This window comes from Streptomyces sp. NPDC102278 (assembly GCF_044766345.1).
GTDB lineage: Bacteria > Actinomycetota > Actinomycetes > Streptomycetales > Streptomycetaceae > Streptomyces.
Genome location: NZ_JBIWLV010000019.1, coordinates 34,776 through 56,631, shown reverse-complemented (window position 1 = coordinate 56,631; position 21,856 = coordinate 34,776). Strand labels below are relative to the sequence as shown.

The following is a 21,856-nucleotide window of genomic DNA, read 5'->3' as shown; positions in this document are numbered from 1 at the left end:
CGCAGACGCCAGGAGGCGACACTTTTGAGTACGGGAACCGGAGCAAACTCCGCACCCGGCCACATATCCACCACCAACGACGCGGCTGAGCACAAGCAGTCCATGTTCAGCTCGCTGAAGATCCGCAACTACCGGCTCTTCGCCACGGGACAGGTCGTCTCGAACACCGGCACCTGGATGCAGCGCATCGCCCAGGACTGGCTCGTCCTCTCCCTCACCGGCTCCGCCTCGGCCGTCGGCATCACCATCGCCCTGCAGTTCCTGCCGATGCTGATGTTCGGCCTCTACGGAGGCGTACTCGCCGACCGGCTGCCCAAGCGGCCGCTGCTGCTGGCCACCCAGAGCGCCATGGGCCTGACCGGCGTCGCACTCGCCGCGCTCACCCTGGCCGGCAACGTCCAGGTCTGGCACGTGTACCTCGCCGCCTTCCTGCTCGGCCTCGTCACCGTCGTGGACAACCCGGCGCGCCAGACGTTCGTCTCCGAGATGGTCGGCAAGGACCAGGTCGCCAACGCGGTCAGTCTGAACTCCGCCAACTTCCAGTCCGCGCGGCTGGTCGGCCCGGCGATCGCCGGCGTGCTGATCACCGCCGTCGGCTCCGGCTGGGCCTTCCTGCTGAACGGGCTGTCCTTCGCCGCCCCGATCGCCGGCCTGCTGATGATGCGGACGAGCGAACTCCGCCCGGTGGTGCCGCAGCCGCGCGCCAAGGGGCAGCTGCGCGAGGGCCTGCGCTACGTCGCGGGCCGGCCGGAGCTGATCTGGCCCATCGTGCTGGTCGGGTTCATCGGGACCTTCGGGTTCAACTTCCCGATCTGGCTGTCGGCCTTCGTCAGCGACGTCTTCCACGGCGACGCCGGCACGTACGGCCTGTTCAACACCCTGATCGCGGCCGGCTCCCTGGCCGGCGCCCTGCTGGCGGCCCGACGCGGCCACTCCCGGCTGCGGGTGCTGGTGGCGGCCGCCGTGCTGTTCGGGCTGCTGCTCACCGTGACCGCGTTCGCGCCGGGGTTCTGGCTGTTCGCGGCGCTGCTGGTACCGATCGGGATGTTCGGCCTGACGGTCAACGTCACCGCGAACTCCAGCGTGCAGATGGCCACCGACCCCGAGATGCGGGGCCGCGTCATGGCCCTGTTCATGATGGTGTTCACCGGCGGCACCCCCGTGGGGGCACCGCTGGTCGGCTGGATCACCGACACCCACGGGGCGCGCGCCGGCATGGCCGCCGGCGGACTGGTCTCCCTGGCCGCCGCCCTCGCCATCGCGATGGTGCTGTCCCGTGTCGGCAACCTCCGACTGCGCGTGAGCCGGCGCGGGGTGGCGTTCGTCCCCTCGCACCGCACCCGCGAACTGGTCGCCGCGGCCTGAGTCGCGCTGCCTCCGCCGCCCCGATCCGGCCGGCGGAGGCACCCCGCGCCGGCCCGGCCGCGCTACCGTCGGGGCATGAGGCTGTTCGCCGCCGTGATGCCGCCCCCGCCCGCCGTCGCCGCACTGCGCGACGCCGTACGGGCCCTGCCGCACGAACCGGGCCTGCGCTGGACCGCGGAGGCCGGATGGCACTTCACCCTCGCCTTCATGGGTGAGGTCCGCGACACGGTGCTCCCCGACCTGCACGCCCGCCTGGCCCGCGCCGCCGCCCGCACCGAGTCGTTCTCGCTGCGGATCCACGGCGCGGGGCACTTCGGGGAGAGCACCCTGTGGGCCGGGGCCGCCGGCGGGCTCGACGGGATGCGGATGCTCGCGGAACGCGCGGACGCCGCCGCCCGACGCGCCGGGGTGCCGATGGAGCAGCACCACCGGTACACGCCCCACCTGACCCTGGCCCGCGGTCGCACCGGCGGCGGCGTGGACCTGGGCCCCCTGCTGGAGTCCCTCGCCGGCTTCGAGGGCGCGCCCTGGCGGGTCGACACCCTCAGCCTCGTGCGCAGCGACCTGCCGGTGAGCGGCATCCCGGGCGAACAACCCCGCTACGAGGTCGTCGGCGCCTGGCCCCTGGCCGCGGCCCCCTGAGCCGGGCGGGCCGGCCGGCATGACGCACGTCTCGCAGCCCCCGGCCCGAAGGCCGGGGACTGCCGCGTTAGTCTCGACGGGTGGATCCGAAGACCAGAAACCGTGTCATGGCCGGTGTGCTCGTGTTGATGTTCGTCGTCGTCGCCGTGGCGGCGGCCGTCGGCCAGTAGCCGCCCGCCCCCTCCACTACCAGGCGAAGGCCTCCGGCGAGGCTCCCGGACCCGGGAAGATCTCGTCGAGGCCCGCCAGGACCTCCTGCGAGAGCTCCAGTTCCACCGCGCGCAACGCCGACGCGAGCTGCTCGGGCGTGCGCGGGCCGACGATCGGCCCGGTGACCCCCGGACGGGTCAGCAGCCAGGCCAGGGCGACCTCGCCGGGCTCCAGGCCGTGCTTGTCCAGCAGGTCCTCGTACGCCTGCACCTGCGCCCGCACGGAACTGTTGGACAGCGCGTCCGCCGAACGGCCGGACGCGGTCCGGCCCGACTCCGCGGACTTGCGGATGGCCCCGCCCAGCAGCCCGCCGTGCAGCGGAGACCACGGGATGACGCCGAGCCCGTACGCCTCGGCGGCCGGGATGACCTCCATCTCGGCGCGCCGCTCGGCGAGGTTGTAGAGGCACTGCTCGCTGACCAGACCGAGCCGGCCGGAGCGCGCGGCGGTCTCGTTGGCCTGGGCGATCTTCCAGCCGGGGAAGTTCGAGGAGCCCGCGTAGAGGATCTTCCCCTGCTGGATCAGGACCTCGACGGCCTGCCAGATCTCCTCGAAGGGGGTCCGCCGGTCCACGTGGTGGAACTGGTAGACGTCGATGTGGTCGGTGTTCAGGCGCTTGAGGCTGGCGTCGACCGCCCGCCGGATGTTCAGCGCCGAGAGCCGGTCGTAGTTGGGCCACGACTCGCCCTCCGGGGCCATGGAGCCGTAGACCTTGGTGGCGAGGACCGTCTTCTCGCGACGGCGGCCGCCCTGGGCGAACCAGGTGCCGATGATCTCCTCGGTCCGACCCTTGTTCTCGCCCCAGCCATACACATTGGCCGTGTCGAAGAAGTTGATGCCGGCGTCGAGGGCCGCGTCCATGATGGCGTGGCTTTCGGGCTCCCCGGTCTGGGGGCCGAAGTTCATGGTGCCGAGTACAAGTCGGCTGACCTTGAGGCCGGTGCGTCCGAGCTGCGTGTACTTCATGGGTCACCACCCAACTGCCTGGAGTGCGCTCCAGGCAAGCCCCTCTCGTGAAGGGCGTGTTACAGGCCCTGGTAGGGGCCGCCGATGCCCCACGCCTGGTGCAGCACCGCGGCGAACTCCCCCGCCAGCCGGTGCTCGCCGGAGGCGTTGGGGTGGGTGCCGTCGTAGGTGTCGCGGTGGATGTCGTACGCCTGGGGGCGGGCGGCCAACAGGATCGGGGAGGCGTCGGTGGACAGGTCGGCGACCGCCTTCGCCAGCAACTCGTTGAACCGCTCGACCTCGGCCGCGAACGGCGCGTCCGACTCGGCCCGGACGTTGGGGATGACGGGCAGCAGGACCATCCGGACGCCGGGGCGGGCGGCGCGGGCCCGCGCGACGAAGCGGCGGACGTTGTCGGCGGTCTGCTCGGCCTTCGTGTAGAAGCCGAGGTCGATGAGGCCCAGCGAGACCAGCAGGACGTCGGCCCGGCCCTCGCGGACGGCCGGCCCGATGAGCGGGGCCATGTGCTGCCAGCCCTCGCCCCAGCCGGCCAGGTGCCGGCGGGCGGACGAGGGAAAGCCCGGGTCGGCGTACTCGTGGCTGGTGGGCGCGTCGGTGAGGGTGTCGTACACCTCACCGCGCGGGCCGACGATCGCGTACGGCCCGCCCATGGTGGCGTTCAGGTGCTGCCACATCCGGTAGCGCCAGGTGTAGTCGCCGGCGCGTCCGATGGTCATGGAGTCGCCGACGAACATGAAACGCATCCGGTCATCATCGCGGATCACGCGACGGGTACCCCTGTGATGCCGGACACGCGGCGCGGGCCGGCAGGCTTGGGGGATGCGCCTGCTGCCGACGTCGACCGCCTGCTCCGCCGCCCTCGTCCTCGCCGTGTCCGCGGGACCCGCCGCGGCGGCCGACACCCCCTCCGGGTTCACGATCGCCGACCCCCGGGTCAAGGAGTCCAGCGGGCTGACGGCCAGTCGGATCCACCCGGGCGTGTACTGGACGCACAACGACAGCGACGACGGGCCGTACGTGTACGCCGTGGACTCCGCGAGCGGGAGGACCGTGGCCCGGGTGACGCTCACCGGGATCGGCCGGCCGCGCGACGTCGAGGCGATCTCGCTGGGGCCGGACGGACGGCTGTACGTCGGGGACATCGGGGACAACAAGGACGGCACCTGGGACCACGTGTGGATCTACCGCTTCCCCGAGCCGAAGGTGCTGGCCGACGCGACGGTCGGGGCCGAGCAGTTCACGGTGACGTACGCCGACGGGCCGCGGAACGCGGAGGCCCTGATGGTGCATCCGGTGACGGGGCGGGTGTACATCGCGAGCAAGCACGAGGACAAGGGCGGTCTGTACGAGGGACCCCGGCAGTTGAGCGCCGGTGGGCCGAACGTGTTCCGGCGGGTCGCGGACCTGCCGTGGGTGACGGACGGGGCGTTCTCGCCGGACGGCGGCGCGCTGACGCTGCGCGGGTACTTCTTCGCGCGGACCTGGACGTGGAAGGACGGGCGCCCGGTGGGCTCCGGCGAGGGGGTGGCCGCGCCGTGGCAGGGGCAGGCGGAGTCCGTGACGTACACGGCGGACGGCTCGGCGCTGATGTTCGGGGCGGAGGGCGCGGGCAGCCGGGTGGTGGCGGTACCGGTACCGGCCCGGGCGGGCGCCGCCCCGGCCCCCTCCGGCGGCACCCGGGCGCCGGCCCGATCCGGCTCGCCGGCCGCGGCGACGCAGGCGCAGGGCCCGCAGGACGAGGGCGGCTTCGCGAAGGGCGCCCTCGTGCTGGCGGCCGGGACGATCCTGGTCATGGCGGGACGGCGGCTGGTGCGCCGCCGGACGCCCAAGGCCTGACGCCCAAGGCCTGACGGGCGGCGCGGGCCTGACGGCGGCGTGGGCCTGACGGCCCGTTCGAGGCGGGGCAACGTCCGGCCGTCACCGCACCGTTCGACGCCCGCGGGGAGCGCTCACCCGACCGGGCGAACGCCCCCGCGACGGCACGGGGCCGGGTCGCCGGGCGGGACGCGTCAGGAGTGGCCGAGGTCCGCCGGGGTGAGGTCCCCGGTCGGCACCGAGCCGGTGTCCCGGGACGGCCGCAGGGGGAACTCGTCCGAGGCCATCGAGTCCAGCACCGGCGGCGCGGGACGCAGCGGCTTCGGCATGACCGCGGCCTCCGAGTGGCCGCCGCAGCCGTAGGACAGGGAGACCAGTCGGCCGTCCGCGGGACCGAACTCGTTCGCGCAGACGCCGAAGGCCTGGCCCAGCGAGCCGCCGATCGCGACGAGGAACCCGCACGACACGCAGGAGGCGGGCGCCGCCTGGGCCATCGGGGTCTTCGCGCCGAACGCCTCGTCCCAGCGGTCCGCCGCGCTGTGCAGTCCGTAGCGGGAGAGCACCCGCGCCCGGCGCATGCCCAGTTCCTCGGCGACCGAGGTGATGGAGCCGCGCACCGGCACGACGGTGCGGTCGGTGACGTCCGCGTCCTCGGCCTCGACCAGTTCGGCCATCTCGGTGGACACGACCGAGTTCGGCGGCGGCGCGTCCTCGCCCGACCAGCCCGACTCCAGCCGCAGGTCCTCGGCGTCCGTGGGCAGCAGGTCCCCGGGGCCCATGTCCCCGGGCCGCAGCCGCTCGCTCCACGGCACCCACTCGGGCGCCAGCAGGGCGTCGTCGCCCGGAAGCAGCACCGTTTCGTCGAGGGTGACGTTCTTGGCACGGGAGGCCCGGGTCACGGTGACGGCCCAGCGCCACCCGCGGTAGCCGGGGTCCTTGCACTCGAAGAAGTGCGTGACGACCCGGTCGCCCTCGGCGACGACCGAGAGGTGCTCGCCCACCACTCCGGGGGCGGCGGCTTCCTCGGCCGCCGCGCGGGCGAGGTCTACCGCCTCGGCGCACAGGCGGTCGGGGGTACGGCTTCGCGTCGTCGCAGCACTCACAGGTCTCGTTCTCTCCTACGCCGTCTCACGAGTGCGCCGTCCGTACTGTCGTCCACAACGACCCGTCGGCTGTCCCTACGTAGCGCGGGCGGAGCGGACCAGAGGGCCGCGTCGACGTCCACGCCCGATCGGGTCCGGGCGCACCTACCTGCGATCCATTCTGCGGGATCACGAAGAGGCGCGCGGCCAGAGCAACCGCCGGTGGCGCGCTACGCACGCTACCTCCTCCGAAGCCTTCGGCCCACATGCAAGGTCCGATTCGCGGACAACCCAGGACCGGCCACGGGGTCCGAAACGCGCCGTGGGCCGTCCGGGAGGCGTCCGAGGGGGCCGAGTGGGGCACTATTGGCCCGTGGCACCCGTACGGTCGTCCGACGACGGCTCGGGACCGGCCAAGCGGGCCGGCCGGGCTGTCGGGCGCGCCCTGCACCTGCCCATCACCGGCACGGCACGCGGGATCCGGCGGGCCACGCACGCCCACGGGGCCGGCGAGTCGGGGCTCGGCAGACTCATCGAACTGCACGCCATCAACGGCGCCGGCGACGTGATGATCACCGTGGCGTTGGCCTCGACGGTGTTCTTCTCCGTCCCCACGGACGAGGCGCGCGGCCGGGTGGCGCTCTACCTGGCCATCACCATGGCCCCCTTCACCCTGCTGGCCCCCGTCATCGGCCCCCTGTTGGACCGACTGCCGCACGGTCGGCGCGCCGCGATGGCGGCGGCGATGCTGGCCCGGGCGCTGCTCGCGGTGATGATGTCCGGCGCGGTGGCCACCGGCGGCCTGGAGCTGTACCCGGCGGCCCTGGGCGTCCTGGTCGCGTCGAAGGCGTACGGGGTCGTCCGCAGCGCGGTGGTGCCGCGCCTGCTCCCGCCGACGTTCTCCCTCGTCAAGGCGAACTCCCGGGTCACGCTGGCCGGACTGCTCGCCACGGGGGCCGCGGCGCCGGTGGCGGCCGGACTGCACACGATCGGTCCGCCCTGGCCGCTGTACGGGGCGTGCGCGATCTTCGTCTGGGGGACCTTCGCCGCGTTCTCGCTGCCGCACAAGGTGGACGAGGCCAAGGGCGAGCGGCGGGCGCGGCTGTCCACGCACGAGGCGCACTCGCGCAAGCCCGGTCTGCGGACCGTGAGCCGTCCGGTGTTGTGCGGGTTGATGGCCAACGCGGCGATGCGCGGGCTGTCCGGGTTCCTGATCTTCTTCCTGGCGTTCCTGCTGCGCGACCATCCGCTGGCGGGCCAGAGCGCGGCGGTGTCGCTGGGCATCGTGGGCGTCGCGGCCGGTCTGGGCAACGCGTTCGGCACGGCGGTGGGCGCGTGGCTGCGCGCCCGGGCTCCGGAGACCATCATCGCGGCGGTGCTGTCGTTGACCCTGGGGGTCGCGGTGCTGGCGGCCGTCTTCGTCAGCGGCCTGTTCATGGCGGTGCTGGCGGCCACGGCGGGGTTCTGCCAGGCCCTGGCGAAGTTGTCGCTGGACGCGATGATCCAGCGGGACGTCCCGGAGGCGGTGCGCACCTCGGCCTTCGCGCGCTCGGAGACCCTGCTGCAGATGGCGTGGGTGTTGGGCGGCGCGATCGGGATCGCGCTTCCGCTGAACGGGGTGTTGGGGATGGCCGTCGCGGCGGCCATCGTCGCGGCCGGGACCACGATGGCGCTGCGCGGCGTACTCACCTCCCCGCGCCGGCCGCAGGGTTCCGCCCGGGCCCGGGTGGCGTAGTCGTCGTGACGCGCCGACCCCGGGGCCGACTGCCGGGGCGGCTCCCGGGCGGCGCCGTCCGGGCCGGCGGCGGAGGCACGCGCACCGCCGGAGGACCCCCGTGCGGCGACGAGGCCGGGCGGCCCGATAGCCTTCGGCTCATGACCGCACCGCTTTTCTCGGGTAGGGCCCGCCGCAGCGTCGCGGCCCTCGGAGCCGTGTCCGCCGGCCTCCTCCTCCTGTCCGCCTGCGACAAGCCGACGCCGCTCGCGACGGTGACCGTCGGCACGTCCTCGGTGTCCGCCGAGGCCGCCTGCCAGAACGGTGGCAAGGAACTCTCCGTGGACAAGGTCCAGGAGTGCCTCACCAACGTGAAGGAAGCCAAGACCATCGAGTACGGGCGCGGCGACACGCTGCGCCTCGGTGTCGAGCCCGAGGTCGTCGAGGACGGCAGGCAGTGGCAGGCCCTCCTGGACGGCCAGCCCATCACCGAGCCCTCCTCGAACACCTACCGCAGCTTCAGCGGCGCCGACGTCTTCGCGACCGGTGGCCAGGGCGAGGCGCCCACGTCGAAGATGCTCGGCTTCGTCCAGGTGGGCGACGGCGGCAAGCCGCTCGCCGTCTGGGCCTTCAAGCTCAAGCTCAAGTCCTAGCGGCTCCCCGCAGTACTCGGCGAAGGGCAGCAGGGTGCGCGCGCTCATCGTGACCGCCGTGGCCGCGGAGGCAGACTCCGTGGTCGCCGGTCTCACCCCTCATCCGGACCCGGCCACGCCGGACCCGCGCCCCCTGGCCCGCGGCGGCTACCTCGTCACCCGCCGGGACCTGCCCGGCCTCGCCGTCGACGTGCTCGTCGGCGGCGTCGGCCCGGCCGCCGCCGCGGCCGCCACGGCCACCGCGCTCGCGCTGGCCGACTACACGCTCGTCGTCTGCGCCGGCATCGGGGGCGGGTTCGCGCCCGCCGCCCCGCTCGGCACGCTCGTGGTCGCCGACGCGGTGGTGGCCGCCGACCTGGGTGCCGAGACACCGGACGGCTACCTGTCCGTCGACGCGCTCGGCTTCGGCCGGAGCGCGCACCTGCCGCCCGCCGAACTCGCCGCCCGCGCCGCCGAGGCGACCGGGGCGCTGCTCGCACCCGTCCTCACCGTCTCCACCGTCACCGGCACCGCCGCCCGGTCCGCCGAGCTCGCCGCCCGGCACCCGCTCGCCGGCGCGGAGGCCATGGAGGGCTTCGGGGTGGCGGAGGCGGCCGCCGCGCACGGGGTGCCCGTGCTGGAGATCCGCGCCGTGTCCAACGCGGTCGGACCCCGTGACCGCGCCGCCTGGCGGATCGGGGACGCGCTGGCCGCGCTGGGCGACGGCTTCCGCGCGCTGGGACCCGTACTCGCCCACTGGGGAGGACAGCATGAACAGCACAGGTGAGCCGGTCCGCATCGCCTATTCGCCGTGTCCGAACGACACCTTCGTCTTCGACGCCTGGGCGCACGGCCGGGTCCCCGGGGCGCCCGCGCTGGACGTCACCTTCGCCGACATCGACGTCACCAACGGCATGGCCGAGCGCGGCGAGCTGGACGTGCTGAAGGTGTCCTACGCCGTGCTGCCCTGGGTGTTGGAGGAGTACGCGCTGCTTCCCTGCGGCGGGGCACTGGGGCGCGGCTGCGGCCCGCTGGTCCTCACCCGTGAGCCCGGGGTGGACCTGACCGGCAAGACCGTGGCCGTGCCGAGCGAACGGTCCACCGCCTACCTGTTGTTCCGGCTCTGGGCGGCGGACGTGCTGCCCGAGGGGGTCGGCAAGGTGGTCGTGCTGCCGTTCCACGAGATCATGCCCGCGGTGCGCGACGGCCGGGTGGACGCCGGACTGGTCATCCACGAGGCCCGGTTCACCTATCAGGACTACGGGCTGCACCGCCTCGCCGACATGGGCGAGCACTGGGAGTCCACCACCGGCCTGCCGATCCCGCTCGGCGCGATCATCGCCAGGCGCTCGCTGGGCGCGGACACGCTGCGCGCGCTCGCCGACGCGGCCCGCACGTCGGTCCGGATGGCGTGGGAGGACCCCGAGGCGTCCCGGCCGTACGTGCGCGCCCACGCGCAGGAGCTGGACCCGAAGGTCGCCGACCAGCACATCGGGCTGTACGTCAACGAGTTCACCGCCGACCTGGGCGACGCCGGGTACGCGGCCGTCCGCGGGCTGCTGACCAGGGCCGCGGCCGAGGGGCTGGTTCCGGCCATCGGGCCGGACGCGTTGGCTTTCCCGTAGCCGCGAACGGTACCGAACCGACCGCGCCCCGCCGCTCTTTCGAGTGGCGGGGCGCGGTCGTGCGCGGAGTCGGCGGGGGTCAGACGTCGAGTTGGTCGGCGACCGCGCGCAGCAGGCCGGCGATCTTCCCGCCGTGCACCTTGTCGGGGTAACGGCCGCGTTCCAGGATCGGCGTGATGTTCTCCAGCAGGGTCGTCAGGTCCTGCACGATCGAGGCGAGTTCGTCGGGCTTGCGGCGCTGAGCGGCCGCGACCGAGGGCGTCGGGTCCAGTACGGTCACCGAAAGTGCCTGGTCACCGCGTTGCCCCGCGACGACACCGAACTCGACCCGCTGGCCCGGCTTGAGGGCGTCCACCCCGGCAGGCAGCACCGACGAGTGGACGAAGACGTCGCCGCCGTCGTCGCGGGAGAGGAAGCCGAAGCCCTTCTCACTGTTGAACCACTTGACCTTGCCGGTAGGCACGTCCGTCCTCTGTCCTTGTACTCGTCGGGTCCGGGGCACCGCGTGGGCGGTTCCGGATGGCAGCGCGGCGGGTCCCCTGACCCGCCACCTCCAGGCTAATGCTCCGGAATCGGGAGACAAGACGTTCCCCGGTCCTTCGCGCCCCGCCGCTTCGGCCAGGGAACTACCCTGGTGGGGTGACTGTTACTCCTCATCCCGACGACGACGCGGCCCGGCCCGGCGACGGACTGGTCAAGGCCGGCGGCATCGTGTTCATCGCCGGCGCCGTCGCCACGCTCGCGACGATGGCCCCGCTGTTCCTCGACACCGACCCGTTCCCCTCGTACGCGTGGGCCGTCTGCATGCTGATGGGCGTCGGCTTCGCCATCTCGGCGGCGGGCGTGCTCCGCTCGGCGGCGGCGCAGCGCAAGGCGGCCCGGGCGTCCCAGGCCGCCTGACGGTCCGCCCGGTCCCGCGTCGAGCCCGGAACCCGGGTCCCGCGGGTCCCGCGTCGGGCTCAGACCTCGCGCGTGCGGACGTACTCCGTGAGCCACCGCGGCAGCGCGGTGAGGTCGGGCAGTACGACGTCCGCGCCCGCCGCGCGCAGTTCCGGTTCCGGGCAGGGGCCGGTCGGCACGGTCACCGAGACCGCGCCGGCCGCGCGGGCACCGCGTACGTCGCCGACGTGGTCGCCGACGTAGACCTGTGCGCCGTACTCGCGCAGGGCGACCGCCTTGGCCTCGGCCCACAGCCAACCGACGACCGCGTCCGGCTCGATGCCCAGGTGCTTGAGGTGGAGGACCGCGTTCGGCTGGTGCTTCGCCGTGACCACGATCGCGCGTCCGCCGAGCGCCTGGACGGCCTCGATCGCCTCGCGGGCGCCGGGCATCGCCGGGGTGGGGTCGATGGCGTGTGTGGGATAGATCTCCCGGTAGCGGTCGGCCATCGCGGGGATCTCCGCCGCCGGGAACCAGTTCGCGAGCTCCTCGTCCAGCGGCGGACCGAGCCGCGTGACCGCCTGGTCCGCGTCGATGAACGTGCCGGTCTCGGCCGAGAGCGCCTGGTAGGCGGCCTTGATGCCGGGGCGCGAATCGATGAGGGTCATGTCGAGGTCGAAGCCGACCGTCAGCAGGGGGGCGGTGGGCGCGGTGGACGTGGTCTCGGAGCTCATGCCGCCATTGTGCCGATCCGGACCACGCGGGCGGGAACGCGGGCCGGGGCCCGTCTTGCGGACCCGTGAACACCGGCCTCACGGACACCGGCCTCGCGGACACCGGACCCGTGAACACCGGCCTCGCGAACGCCGGCCTCGCGGACACCGGCAGGATCCGGACGGGACGGGCTACCGCCGGCGCGCCCGCCACACCAGGTAGAGCGCGGAGGCGATGCCCGCGCCCCGGGCCAGCCACGGCCACATGTCCTGGAACGCCCCGGTCATCTGCTCGCCCGCCAACGCGTCGCCCCACCGGCCGTCGCCGCGGCCCCACAGCCACACCACCGCCCCGGCGAAGACCGCGCCGGGCACGCCGAACACCACCGCCTTGCGCTCGGTCGGCCCCAGCACCCGCGAGGCGTACGCGAGGAGCCAGCCGCCCGCGAGGAGCAGCCAGTAGCCGGTGACCGCGCCGACGACGAGCACCAGGGCGGCCAGCAGCAGGAAGGCGTGCGGCCTGGGGCGCGCGGCCACGGCGACGGCCTCGGCGGCCGGGGCCGGTCCCGCCGCCGCCTTCCGCTTCTGCCTGCGCTCGCGCAGGAAGCGCACGAGGGTCCTCGTGCGGGACTCGGGCGGCCCGGGCGGCTGCTTGGGCCGCGGCGCCGGGCCGGGCGGGTCCTCGTCCTCCTCCGGGTCCTTGAACAGGTCCGGGATCTCGATCCCGCCCGCGAAGCCCTCGACCTGCGGCCCGCCGAACCCGCCCGGGCCGCCCGGGGAGAGCCGCCACCAGTCGGGCTCGGCGTCGCCGCCGTCGCCGAGCTCGTCGAGCCCGGCCAGGTGCGGCGGCACGTTCTCGGCGGGGCGCGGCGGCGGGGCGGCCTTGCGGCGCAGGCCCGTGCGCTGGGTGGGTACGGCGGGCGCCGGTTCCGGGGCGGGCGCGGGGCGCTCCGGCGTGCCGGAGGACGCGGACGCCGGCCGGCTCAGGGTGCCCAGCGTGTCCAGCACCGCCTCCGGGCTGCCGATCCGCTCCAGGATGCGCCGTACCGCCGCCGGGGTCTCCGGTTCGTACTTGGCGCGCCGACGGTCGATCTCGTCCCGCAACCCCGACACCAGCCGCATCCGGTCGCCCGACGGCAGCTGTCGCCGCTGCGCCAAGTCCCCGACCCGGCTGAGATATTCGTAGACCAGTTGGTCGCTCTCGATGCCCACGCCCCGGCTCCTCCCGTCCCGTCTGTCCCGAAGGTAGCGCGTGCGCACGTGGAGCCGGCGCGGGCGCAGCGGATACCGTTGACCGGATGGGGACCGGCCGACGACCGGCCGACGTGACCAGGAGGCGACAGTGCCCGAGCCCAGCAACGCCGCGGGAGCTGCCGGAACCGCGGCGAGCGCCCCGCGCTCCCTCGCCGAGGCGCTGCGCGCCCGCGACGACGTGGCGCTCGCCGCGCTGCTGCACGCCCGCCCGGACCTGCTGAACCCGGTGCCGGGCGACGTGACCCAACTGGCCACCCGTGCCGGTACCCGGGCTTCGGTGGTGCGCGCCCTGGACCGGCTGGACCGGTTCGCCCTCCAGACGGCCGAGGCCCTCGCCGTGGCCCCGGACCCCTGCCCGTACCCGGTGCTGGAGGCGCTGCTGACCGGCGACACCGGGAGCGCCTGCGCCGAGGACAACGGGGCCCGCGCCGCCCTCCCCCGGGCCCTGGGCACCCTGCGCGACCAGGCCCTGGTGTGGGGCGACCACGAGCGGCTGCGGTTGGTGCGCACCGCCCGGGAACTGCTCGCCCCGGCCGCCGGCAGACCGTCCCCGACCGGGCTGGGCCCCACGGTCGCCGAGGCCACCGCGGGGATGTCCCCGACCCGGGTGCAGGAGATCGTGGCGGCCGCCGGGCTGCCCGCGACCCACGACCCGGTGTCGGCGGTGGCCGCGCTGACCGGGCTGTTCACCGACCCGCAGCGGATGTCGGCGCTGCTCGACGAGGCTCCGGCCGAGGCGCACCAGGTGCTGGGGCGGCTCGTGTGGGGCCCGCCGTACGGGGAGATCACCCCGAATCCGACGCCGCCGGTGCGGTGGCTGCGCGACCGGGGTCTGCTGCTGCCCTCCTCGGCGCGGACCGTGGTCCTGCCCCGCGAGGTGGCGCTGTACCTGCGGGGCGGGCTCGCGCACCGGGTGACGGAGCCGGTCGCCCCGGCGGTGCCCGCGCACCGCGAGCACCGTCCACAGCTTGTGGACGCGAACGCGGCGGGGCAGGCGCTGGCCGCGCTGTCGACCGTCGAGGAGTTGGTGAAGTCCTGGGAGTACGCCGGTCCGGTGGTGCTGCGCGCCGGCGGGCTCTCCGTACGGGACCTCAAGCGGACGGCGTCGACCCTGGACACCACCGAACAGTCGGCGGCGTTCTGGATCGAACTCGCCTACGCGGCAGGACTGTTGGCGAGTGACGGCGAGGCCGACGAGCGGTACGCGCCCACCCCCGCCTTCGACGGCTGGTGCGAACTCCCGCCCGCGGAACGCTGGTCGGCGCTCGCGCGGGCCTGGCTGCCCGCGACCCGCACCTCCGCCCTCGTCGGCGAACAGGACGGCAAGGGCCGCACCCTGGCGACCCTCGGCCCGGACCTCGACCGGTCCGCCGCGCCGGAGGTGCGCCGCCGGGTCCTCGACCTGCTCGCCGAACTGCCCGAGGGCGGTTCCGCCGACCCGGGGGCCCTGCTCGCCCGACTCGCCTGGGAACGCCCCGTGCGCGGTACGAGCGATCTGCGCGCCCGCCTCGCGCACTGGACCCTGACCGAGGCCGAGGTCCTCGGCGTCACCGGCCGCGGCGCGCTGGCCGCGTTCGGCCGGGCCCTGCTGGAACACCGCGACCCGGCGCCGCTGCTCGCCCCGCTGCTGCCCGAGCCGGTGGACCACGTCCTGCTCCAGGCCGACCTGACGGCGGTGGCCCCCGGGCCGCTGCGCCGCGAACTCGGCGACGTCCTGGCCACGCTGGCCGACGTGGAGTCCAAGGGCGGGGCGACGGTGTACCGCTTCACTCCGGGGTCGGTGCGCAGGGCCCTCGACTCCGGGCACACCGCCGTCGACCTGCACGCCTTCCTCGCCGAGCACAGCCGCACGCCGGTCCCGCAGCCGCTGGCGTACCTGATCGACGACGTGGCGCGGCGGCACGGACACCTGCGCGTGGGCGCCGCCTCCTCGTACGTGCGCTGCGACGACGACGCCATGCTGGGCGAGATCCTGGCCGACAAGCGCTCCGCCGGACTGGGGCTGCGCCGGCTCGCGCCGACGGTGCTGGCCGCGCAGGCCGACCCGACGGTGCTGCTCGACGGGTTGCGGGCGATGGGCTACGCGCCGGCCGCCGAGTCGCGTACCGGCGACGTGGTCGTCGCCCGGGCCGACGCGCACCGCACCCCGGCACGGTCGGCGCCGACCCCGGTGCCGGACGGGCCGCCGGTCCCGGACGCGACCCTGCTCGGGGCGGCCGTACGGGCCATCCGCGCGGGCGACCTGGCGGCGACGGCGGTCCGCAAGGAACCCGCGCCGGCCGCGGGGACCCCCGGCGCCCCGGGCGACCTCCCGCGCACGAGCGCGGCGGAGACCTTGGCGACGGTGCAGGCGGCCGCGCTGACGGGGTCGGCGGTGTGGATCGGGTACGTCAACGCGGAGGGCGCGGCGAGCCAGCGCGTGCTGGCCCCGGTGCGGGTGGAGGGCGGCTTCGTCACCGGGTACGACCACACGGCCGACGAGGTGCGCACGTACGCGCTGCACCGGATCACGGGGGTCGCGGAACTGGCGGAGGACCAGGTCTAGAGAGGACCGGGTCCACGGAGGACCGGGCCTGGAAACGACGGGGGTGCGGGAGTGGACGTGGGCGAGGGCGTGGGCGGTGGTGTGGGCCCGGGGGTGGGCGCGGGCGTGGATGCACCGGTCGTGCGGGAAGACAGCGTGGCCGTGGCGGAGTTCGGCGCGCTGGAGGACTGCGGGGGGCGGCCGGTCCGGTTCGCCGTACGGCGCGGGGCCGCGGACGGGACCTGGCTGGTGGAGATCACCCCGCACCTGCTCGGCGTCGCACGCGCCGAGGACCTGCGGCACTTCGCCCACGGCATCCTCGACACCCTCTCGGCCGGGGCCGGCGAATCCGACTTCCTGCCCCTGTACGAGGACGGCCGCTCCGAGGTGACGGCGGTCGTCGGCTTCGACGAGGGCCTGCCGTACCTCATCGTCGACGCCTACACCCACGTCTTCCCCGCCGCCCGGGATCGGACCGGCACCCCGCCGAGCGGTGGGCCGCCGCACGCGGACCCGCCGCGCACCAACCCGGTCGCCACCGCCCACCTGGAGGCCGTCAGCCTCTCCCGGGCCGACCCGGCGGCCCTCGAATCCGGCGCCCGCGCCCTCCTGGCCGCCCTCGACGCCTGAGCGGACCCGGCGGACCCGGGCGGGGCCGGGCGGACCCGGGCGGGCCCGGGCGGACCCGGCGGACCCGGCGGACCCCAGGCGGCCGGGCGGGCCCGCCCCTCCTGCCACCCGCAGGCGCCCCGCCCGGCGCGGTTCTCGCGCCGCGTTCCGGTTCCGTGGGCCACAGAACCACCGCGCCGCGTTCCGGTTCCGTGGGCCACAGAACCACCCCGCCCGCGGGGCGATGCGGCAGACTGGAGGTTTGGCCGTCCGCGTTCGGGCGGTCGCCACCACCGGAAGGGACCTCTGTGAACGGGCCTCTCATCGTCCAGAGCGACAAGACACTCCTTCTAGAGGTCGACCACGAGCTCGCCGGAGCGGCGCGCCGGGCCATCGCCCCCTTCGCCGAGCTGGAGCGGGCCCCCGAGCACATCCACACCTACCGGATCACCCCGCTCGGTCTGTGGAACGCCCGCGCCGCGGGGCACGACGCCGAGCAGGTCGTCGACGCCCTCGTGGAGTTCTCCCGCTACCCCGTCCCGCACGCCCTGCTGGTCGACGTCGCCGAGACCATGGCCCGCTACGGCCGGCTCACCCTCTCCAAGCACCCCGTCCACGGTCTGGTCCTGACCAGCACCGACCGGCCCGTGCTGGAGGAGATCCTGCGGTCCAAGCGGATCATCCCGCTCGTCGGCGCCCGACTCGACCCCGACACCGTGGCGGTACACCCCTCCGAGCGCGGGCAGATCAAGCAGACCCTGCTCAAGCTGGGCTGGCCGGCCGAGGACCTCGCCGGGTACGTCGACGGCGAGGCGCACCAGATCGACCTGGTCGAGAACGGCTGGGCGCTGCGCCCGTACCAGCAGCAGGCCGTCGAGGGCTTCTGGCACGGCGGTTCCGGCGTGGTCGTGCTGCCCTGTGGCGCCGGCAAGACGCTGGTCGGCGCCGGCGCCATGGCGATGGCCAAGGCGACCACGCTGATCCTGGTCACCAACACCGTCTCCGCCCGCCAGTGGAAGCACGAACTGATCAAGCGGACGTCCCTGACGGAGGAGGAGATCGGCGAGTACTCCGGCACCCGCAAGGAGATCCGGCCCGTCACGATCGCCACGTACCAGGTACTGACGACGAAGCGGAAGGGCGTCTACCCGCACCTGGAGCTGTTCGACTCCCGGGACTGGGGCCTGATCCTCTATGACGAGGTGCACCTGCTGCCCGCGCCGGTCTTCAAGTTCACCGCCGACCTCCAGGCCCGCCGCCGCCTCGGACTGACGGCGACGCTGGTGCGCGAGGACGGACGCGAGTCGGACGTGTTCTCGCTGATCGGGCCCAAGCGGTTCGACGCCCCCTGGAAGGAGATCGAGGCGCAGGGCTACATCGCCCCGGCGGACTGCGTCGAGGTGCGCGTCAACCTCACCGACTCCGAGCGACTCGCCTACGCCACCGCCGAGACGGAGGAGAAGTACCGCTTCTGCGCGACGACGGCGACGAAGCGGAAGGTCACCGAGGCGCTCGTGCGCAAGCACCAGGGCGAGCAGACGCTGGTCATCGGCCAGTACATCGACCAGCTCGACGAACTCGGCGAGCACCTGGACGCGCCCGTCATCAAGGGCGAGACCTCCAACGCGCAACGCGAGAAGCTCTTCAACGCCTTCCGTGAGGGCGAGATCAGCGTGCTCGTCGTCTCCAAGGTCGCGAACTTCTCCATCGACCTGCCCGAGGCCACGGTCGCCATCCAGGTGTCGGGCACGTTCGGCTCCCGGCAGGAGGAGGCACAGCGCCTCGGCCGCGTGCTGCGTCCGAAGGCGGACGGCCACGAGGCGCGCTTCTACTCGGTCGTCGCCCGCGACACGATCGACCAGGATTTCGCCGCTCACCGCCAGCGCTTCCTCGCCGAACAGGGCTACGCCTACCGGATCATGGACGCCGACGAGCTGCTGACCACCGACTGAAGGGAACGTCCTGCCCCCCGAGGGCCGGCCTCGGGGAGGGCATCCGGTCCGCCGCCTCACCCGGGACCCCACCCGGGGCCTCATCCCGGACCCCACCCGGGGCCGCGCCCCGGATTCCGTCCGGGAACGCGCCCGGATTCGTGCCCAGGCCCTCGCCGGGGGCCCCGCCCGGGGTCCGCTCGGCGTGTCCCGGGGCGGGGTCCCGGCGGTCGTGGGCCCGGGGGCGCCCGGCGCGGCGGGCCCGGCGTTCACGGTGGGCCCGGCGGACCGCGCGCGCGACGCAGGCCAGCAGCGGGACGCACCACACCCACAGGGGCGGCCAGTCCGGCAGCAGGGCCCGGCCGGGCGCGGGCAGGTGGCGGGCCCAGAACTCGGCGGAGGCCTGCGGGAGCACGAGCAGGCCCAGCAGGCCGGTGCCGGCGAACGCGGCCAGCGCCGTCAGGCCGGTCCGGACGCGGCCCGCCAGCAACAGGTACACGATGAAGACCGCCGGGGTCAGGGTGATCCCCGCGGCGGTACCCAGCGCGAACCCCCGGCCCAGCGCGGCGCGGGGACGGCTCAGGTCCCAGACGGCGAGGCAGGCCAGCGCCAGGTTGATCTGACCGGGCAGCGGGGCCTGGAACAGCGGCTCCAGCCACAGCCCGACGATGGTCGCGGCCAGCACCGGACCCGGCCGCGCGCGCAGTCCCGCGAGGCGGCACGACAGCAGGATCAGCAGGGCCAGCAGGCCGGCGCTGCCGAGGAGGAGCACGGCCCTCAGCACGGCGGTCGGCAGCCAGGCGGCCGGGGTGAACAGGATCGCCGCGAACGGCGGATAGGCGGCCGGCGGATGCCACTCCGCGGCGGAGAAGCCGCGTACGAGCGCATCGGCCATCGGGACGCGCGAGGCGATGCAGAGCACGCCCAGCGCGAGCAACGAGCCCGTCACCAGCACGCCGGCGGGGAACGACGGCAGGCGGTCGGGGGCGGGACTGCGGGTCACGAAGCGTGACCCTAGTGGATCAGCGGTGGACCGCAGTCGGATCAGGCCACGGCCTCGGTGCGGGCGAGCCGTCGGAGCCGGGCCGAGGGGACGGGGACACGGACGCGCCGGCGGCGCGCGACGCCCTCGTCAGCGACGTATGACGCCGGCGTCCTCGGCGTACTCGCCCAGGACGACGACGCTCACCGCGGTGGCGGCGAAGACCTTGGCGGCGCGCAGGAGGCTGCCGACGCCGAGGCGTGGACGCGAATCGGAAGTGGCGGTGGCCCCGCTCGGGAGGCCGCCCCGGATCGGTGTGAAGGTTGCGGTGCTCATGTATCCATGATGCGTTTTCGCCCCGGATGTCACATCGGCCGTGGGACGGAACCACCAGGGCTTCCGTGTCCTCCTCAAGGCGCAGGTCACCCCCGAGTCCCCCTACCCGAGGTCTGACACACGCGGGTATGACACCCGGACGGGGGTCCCCGGCGGGGAACCTCCACCCCGCAAAACCCGTTCGCGCACCACCCCGGCCATGACTAGAATCTCCGCTCTTGCCGCCTCCCGCCGCACCGGGGAGAGCCGCCCGCCGCACGGAAACCGGCGGGCATCTGTCCGTTCCGATCGCCGCAGATCAGCAGTTGGAGGCAGTCCCGTGCCCGCGCACGCCCCCGAGCCCGCCACCGTCACCGGCGGGGCCCCCGTCGCAACCGACCCCGCGCACCCCCTCGCCCGCGAACAGGCGCACCTCGCCGCCTCCCGCTCCGCGCTCCGCGCGATGCGCGAGGACGTGGAGTCCCTCGACATCCGTGACGTCACCGCGAACTGGGTCAACGCGATCGTCCTCCAGGCCCAGATCGACGACCGCGTCAAAGCCCTCGCCGACCTCGCCCACACCCCGCTCTTCTTCGGTCGCCTGGACTACCTGCACGCGCCGGGCGCCGAACTCGCCGAGGGCGCGGAGGGCGAGCAGTTCTACATCGGCCGCCGGCACGTCCACGACGCCGACGGCGATCCGATGGTGATCGACTGGCGCGCGCCCGTCTCGCAGCCGTTCTACCGGGCCTCCAAGGCCGACCCGCAGGACATCGCCTTGCGCCGCCGCTTCGGTTACACCGGCGGCTCGCTGACCGCGTACGAGGACGAGCACCTCTGCGACCCGGCCGAGGCGGCCTCCGTCAGCAAGTTGCTCCAGCAGGAGATCGAGCGGCCCCGCGTGGGCCCCATGCGGGACATCGTCGCCACGATCCAGCCCGAGCAGGACGAGATCGTGCGCTCCGGCCTGTCCGGCTCCGTCTGCGTCCAGGGTGGCCCCGGCACCGGGAAGACGGCCGTCGGCCTGCACCGTGTCGCGTACCTCCTGTACGCGCACCGCGACCGGCTCGCCCGCACCGGAACGCTCGTCATCGGCCCGAACCGGTCCTTCCTGCACTACATCGAGCAGGTGCTGCCCGCCCTGGGCGAGCTGGAGGTCAAGCAGGGCACGGTCGACGACCTCGTCTCCCGCGACGGCCTGGAGGTGCGCGCCACCGACGGCGCGGCCACGGCCGTGGTCAAGGGCGACGCCCGGATGGCGTCGGTGCTGCGCCACGCGGTCCACTCCCACGTCAGCCATCCCGAGGAGCCGCTGATGGTGGTCCGCGGCTCGCGCCGGTGGCGGGTGCCGACGTACGAGCTCACGGAGATCGTCGAGGAGCTCCAGAAGCGGGAGATCCGCTACGGCGCCGCCCGCGACGCGCTCCCGCAGCGGATCGCGCACGCGATCCTCGTACGGATGGAACAGGCGGGCGAGGCCCCGGACGACCGGGTGCAGGACGCGGTCGCCCGCAACGCGGCCGTCAAGGCGGCGGTGAAGGCGATCTGGCCGCTGGTCGAGCCGGCGAAACTGGTGCTGCGGCTGCTCTCCGACCCGAAGTTCCTCGCGGAGCACGCCGCCGGGATCCTGTCGGACGACGAGCAGGAACTGTTGCTGTGGTCGAAGCCGTACCGCAGCGTGAAGTCGGCGAAGTGGTCGGCGGCCGACCTGGTCCTGATCGACGAGGTGGCCGACCTGGTGGAGCGCACGCACTCGCTCGGCCACGTCGTGCTCGACGAGGCCCAGGACCTCTCCCCGATGCAGTACCGGGCGGTCGGACGGCGCTGCACCACGGGCTCGGCGACCGTGCTCGGCGACCTCGCGCAGGGCACCACCCCGTGGGCCACGCGCAGTTGGGCCGAGGCGCTGACCCACCTGGGCAAGCCGGAGGCGGTGCTGGAGGAACTCACGGCGGGCTTCCGCGTGCCGCGCGAGGTGATCGCGTACGCCTCACGGCTGCTGCCGGCGATCTCCCCCGGCCTGGCTCCCGTCTCCTCCGTCCGCGAGACCCCCGGTTCACTGGTGATCGAGGAGAGCGCCGATCCCGCCGGCCTCACGGCCGCCGTCCTGGACGCCTGCCGCGCCTCCTTCGCACACGAGGGATCCATCGGCCTGATCGCGGCGGACGCCCGTGTCCCGGAACTCGCGCAGGCCCTGCGGACGGCGGGCATGCCGTACCTGGATCCCGGTGAGGAGACGACGGCGCAGTCGCGGTTGACGCTGGTACCGGCGTCGCTGGCCAAGGGCCTGGAGTACGACTACGTGGTCCTGGACGAGCCGGGGGCGGTCGTCTCCGGCGAACCGGACGAGCGGACGGGGCTGCGGCGGCTGTACGTGTGCCTGACCCGCGCGGTCTCGGGGCTCCGGGTCATCCACACGGCCGACGCCCTCCCGGAGGCCCTGACCGAGCGGTGACGACCGCCCTCCGGGCGGTACGGACCGGCCGAGGCGCGGGGCCGAGGCGGGGCGCCGGGCCGAGGCGGGGCGCCGGGCCGAGGCGGGCCTCCGGGCCGGGCCGAGGCGGGGCGCCGGGCCGGGGCGAGGCGGGCCGGGCCTCC

Annotated in this window: 20 protein-coding genes and 1 pseudogene; 13 read left to right on the top strand and 8 right to left on the bottom strand. The window is 74.4% G+C overall.

The annotated features are described in order from the left end of the window. Window positions 1-24: 24 nt before the first annotated feature. On the top strand, window positions 25-1,365 hold the full coding sequence (locus ACIRO3_RS31585; protein WP_404142511.1) for an MFS transporter: 1,341 nt from the start codon (window positions 25-27) through the stop codon (window positions 1,363-1,365). 75 nt (window positions 1,366-1,440) lie between these two features. Then, complete coding sequence (gene thpR / locus ACIRO3_RS31580; protein ID WP_404142508.1) at window positions 1,441-2,007, top strand: RNA 2',3'-cyclic phosphodiesterase; 567 nt, start codon at window positions 1,441-1,443, stop codon at window positions 2,005-2,007. Window positions 2,008-2,193: 186 nt separating this feature from the next. Here the strand turns inward: thpR and ACIRO3_RS31575 are convergent, their stop codons facing one another. Together ACIRO3_RS31575 and ACIRO3_RS31570 are read right to left on the bottom strand one after the other, a co-directional pair. Beyond that, window positions 2,194-3,183, bottom strand: coding sequence for an aldo/keto reductase (locus tag ACIRO3_RS31575; RefSeq protein WP_361777306.1), 990 nt, complete (start codon window positions 3,181-3,183; stop codon window positions 2,194-2,196). A 59-nt stretch (window positions 3,184-3,242) separates the two neighbouring features. After that, the gene (locus tag ACIRO3_RS31570; RefSeq protein WP_404142505.1) at window positions 3,243-3,926 is read right to left on the bottom strand and encodes a GDSL-type esterase/lipase family protein; all 684 of its coding nucleotides are present in this window, start codon (window positions 3,924-3,926) and stop codon (window positions 3,243-3,245) included. A 76-nt stretch (window positions 3,927-4,002) separates the two neighbouring features. Here ACIRO3_RS31570 and ACIRO3_RS31565 point away from each other — a divergent pair, with 76 nt between their 5' ends. Beyond that, on the top strand, window positions 4,003-5,019 hold the full coding sequence (locus tag ACIRO3_RS31565; protein ID WP_365998437.1) for a WD40 repeat domain-containing protein: 1,017 nt from the start codon (window positions 4,003-4,005) through the stop codon (window positions 5,017-5,019). A gap of 173 nt (window positions 5,020-5,192) precedes the next feature. Here ACIRO3_RS31565 and ACIRO3_RS31560 read toward each other — a convergent pair whose 3' ends face one another. After that, window positions 5,193-6,101 carry a DUF3027 domain-containing protein gene (locus ACIRO3_RS31560; RefSeq protein ID WP_361777297.1) on the bottom strand — a complete coding sequence of 303 codons (909 nt, stop codon included), beginning with the start codon at window positions 6,099-6,101 and terminating at the stop codon, window positions 5,193-5,195. Window positions 6,102-6,435: 334 nt separating this feature from the next. On the opposite strand from ACIRO3_RS31560, the gene ACIRO3_RS31555 reads away from it, so the two are divergent. From ACIRO3_RS31555 to ACIRO3_RS31540, 4 genes are all read left to right on the top strand, one after another. Then, window positions 6,436-7,815 carry an MFS transporter gene (locus ACIRO3_RS31555; RefSeq protein WP_404142502.1) on the top strand — a complete coding sequence of 460 codons (1,380 nt, stop codon included), beginning with the start codon at window positions 6,436-6,438 and terminating at the stop codon, window positions 7,813-7,815. A gap of 140 nt (window positions 7,816-7,955) precedes the next feature. Further along, window positions 7,956-8,447, top strand: coding sequence for a DUF2771 domain-containing protein (locus tag ACIRO3_RS31550; protein WP_361777291.1), 492 nt, complete (start codon window positions 7,956-7,958; stop codon window positions 8,445-8,447). A 34-nt stretch (window positions 8,448-8,481) separates the two neighbouring features. After that, window positions 8,482-9,213: a futalosine hydrolase gene (locus tag ACIRO3_RS31545; RefSeq protein WP_404142498.1), complete on the top strand. Its 732-nt coding sequence runs from the start codon at window positions 8,482-8,484 to the stop codon at window positions 9,211-9,213. Beyond that, window positions 9,197-10,051, top strand: coding sequence for a 1,4-dihydroxy-6-naphthoate synthase (locus ACIRO3_RS31540; protein WP_361777285.1), 855 nt, complete (start codon window positions 9,197-9,199; stop codon window positions 10,049-10,051). Before ACIRO3_RS31545 ends, ACIRO3_RS31540 begins: the two co-directional genes overlap by 17 nt. Window positions 10,052-10,130: 79 nt before the next feature. Here ACIRO3_RS31540 and ACIRO3_RS31535 read toward each other — a convergent pair whose 3' ends face one another. Beyond that, entirely contained in the window at window positions 10,131-10,514 is a 384-nt protein-coding gene (locus ACIRO3_RS31535; protein WP_361777282.1) for a cold-shock protein, read from the bottom strand. 176 nt (window positions 10,515-10,690) lie between these two features. Between ACIRO3_RS31535 and ACIRO3_RS31530 the strand changes: the two genes are divergently transcribed. Further along, window positions 10,691-10,951: a hypothetical protein gene (locus tag ACIRO3_RS31530; protein ID WP_053681074.1), complete on the top strand. Its 261-nt coding sequence runs from the start codon at window positions 10,691-10,693 to the stop codon at window positions 10,949-10,951. A 59-nt stretch (window positions 10,952-11,010) separates the two neighbouring features. Here the strand turns inward: ACIRO3_RS31530 and ACIRO3_RS31525 are convergent, their stop codons facing one another. Next, the gene (locus ACIRO3_RS31525; protein ID WP_404142494.1) at window positions 11,011-11,664 is read right to left on the bottom strand and encodes an HAD family hydrolase; all 654 of its coding nucleotides are present in this window, start codon (window positions 11,662-11,664) and stop codon (window positions 11,011-11,013) included. A gap of 65 nt (window positions 11,665-11,729) precedes the next feature. On the opposite strand from ACIRO3_RS31525, the pseudogene ACIRO3_RS31520 reads away from it, so the two are divergent. Next, a pseudogene (locus ACIRO3_RS31520) lies at window positions 11,730-11,819 on the top strand (hypothetical protein); the annotation flags it as partial. Between the two features lie 16 nt (window positions 11,820-11,835). Here ACIRO3_RS31520 and ACIRO3_RS31515 read toward each other — a convergent pair. Next, a complete protein-coding gene (locus tag ACIRO3_RS31515) occupies window positions 11,836-12,855 on the bottom strand; it encodes a hypothetical protein (protein WP_404142491.1) in 1,020 nt (339 codons plus the stop codon). Window positions 12,856-12,985: 130 nt separating this feature from the next. Between ACIRO3_RS31515 and ACIRO3_RS31510 the strand changes: the two genes are divergently transcribed. From ACIRO3_RS31510 to ACIRO3_RS31500, 3 genes are all read left to right on the top strand, one after another. After that, window positions 12,986-15,442 (top strand): helicase C-terminal domain-containing protein, encoded by a 2,457-nt coding sequence (locus ACIRO3_RS31510; RefSeq protein WP_404142489.1) that lies wholly within the window; start codon window positions 12,986-12,988, stop codon window positions 15,440-15,442. Window positions 15,443-15,562: 120 nt separating this feature from the next. Next, window positions 15,563-16,051, top strand: coding sequence for a hypothetical protein (locus tag ACIRO3_RS31505; RefSeq protein WP_404142487.1), 489 nt, complete (start codon window positions 15,563-15,565; stop codon window positions 16,049-16,051). 287 nt (window positions 16,052-16,338) lie between these two features. After that, a complete protein-coding gene (locus tag ACIRO3_RS31500; RefSeq protein ID WP_404142485.1) occupies window positions 16,339-17,982 on the top strand; it encodes a DNA repair helicase XPB in 1,644 nt (547 codons plus the stop codon). Here the strand turns inward: ACIRO3_RS31500 and ACIRO3_RS31495 are convergent. Both ACIRO3_RS31495 and ACIRO3_RS31490 read right to left on the bottom strand, forming a co-directional pair. Then, window positions 17,948-18,964 (bottom strand): glycosyltransferase family 87 protein, encoded by a 1,017-nt coding sequence (locus ACIRO3_RS31495; RefSeq protein ID WP_404142482.1) that lies wholly within the window; start codon window positions 18,962-18,964, stop codon window positions 17,948-17,950. The two genes, ACIRO3_RS31500 and ACIRO3_RS31495, sit on opposite strands and share 35 nt — an antisense overlap. Window positions 18,965-19,093: 129 nt before the next feature. After that, window positions 19,094-19,279 carry a hypothetical protein gene (locus tag ACIRO3_RS31490; RefSeq protein ID WP_053681097.1) on the bottom strand — a complete coding sequence of 62 codons (186 nt, stop codon included), beginning with the start codon at window positions 19,277-19,279 and terminating at the stop codon, window positions 19,094-19,096. 319 nt (window positions 19,280-19,598) lie between these two features. On the opposite strand from ACIRO3_RS31490, the gene ACIRO3_RS31485 reads away from it, so the two are divergent. Continuing rightward, window positions 19,599-21,713, top strand: a complete 2,115-nt coding sequence (locus ACIRO3_RS31485) for a HelD family protein (RefSeq protein WP_404142480.1) — start codon at window positions 19,599-19,601, stop codon at window positions 21,711-21,713. The last annotated feature ends 143 nt before the right edge of the window (window positions 21,714-21,856 follow it).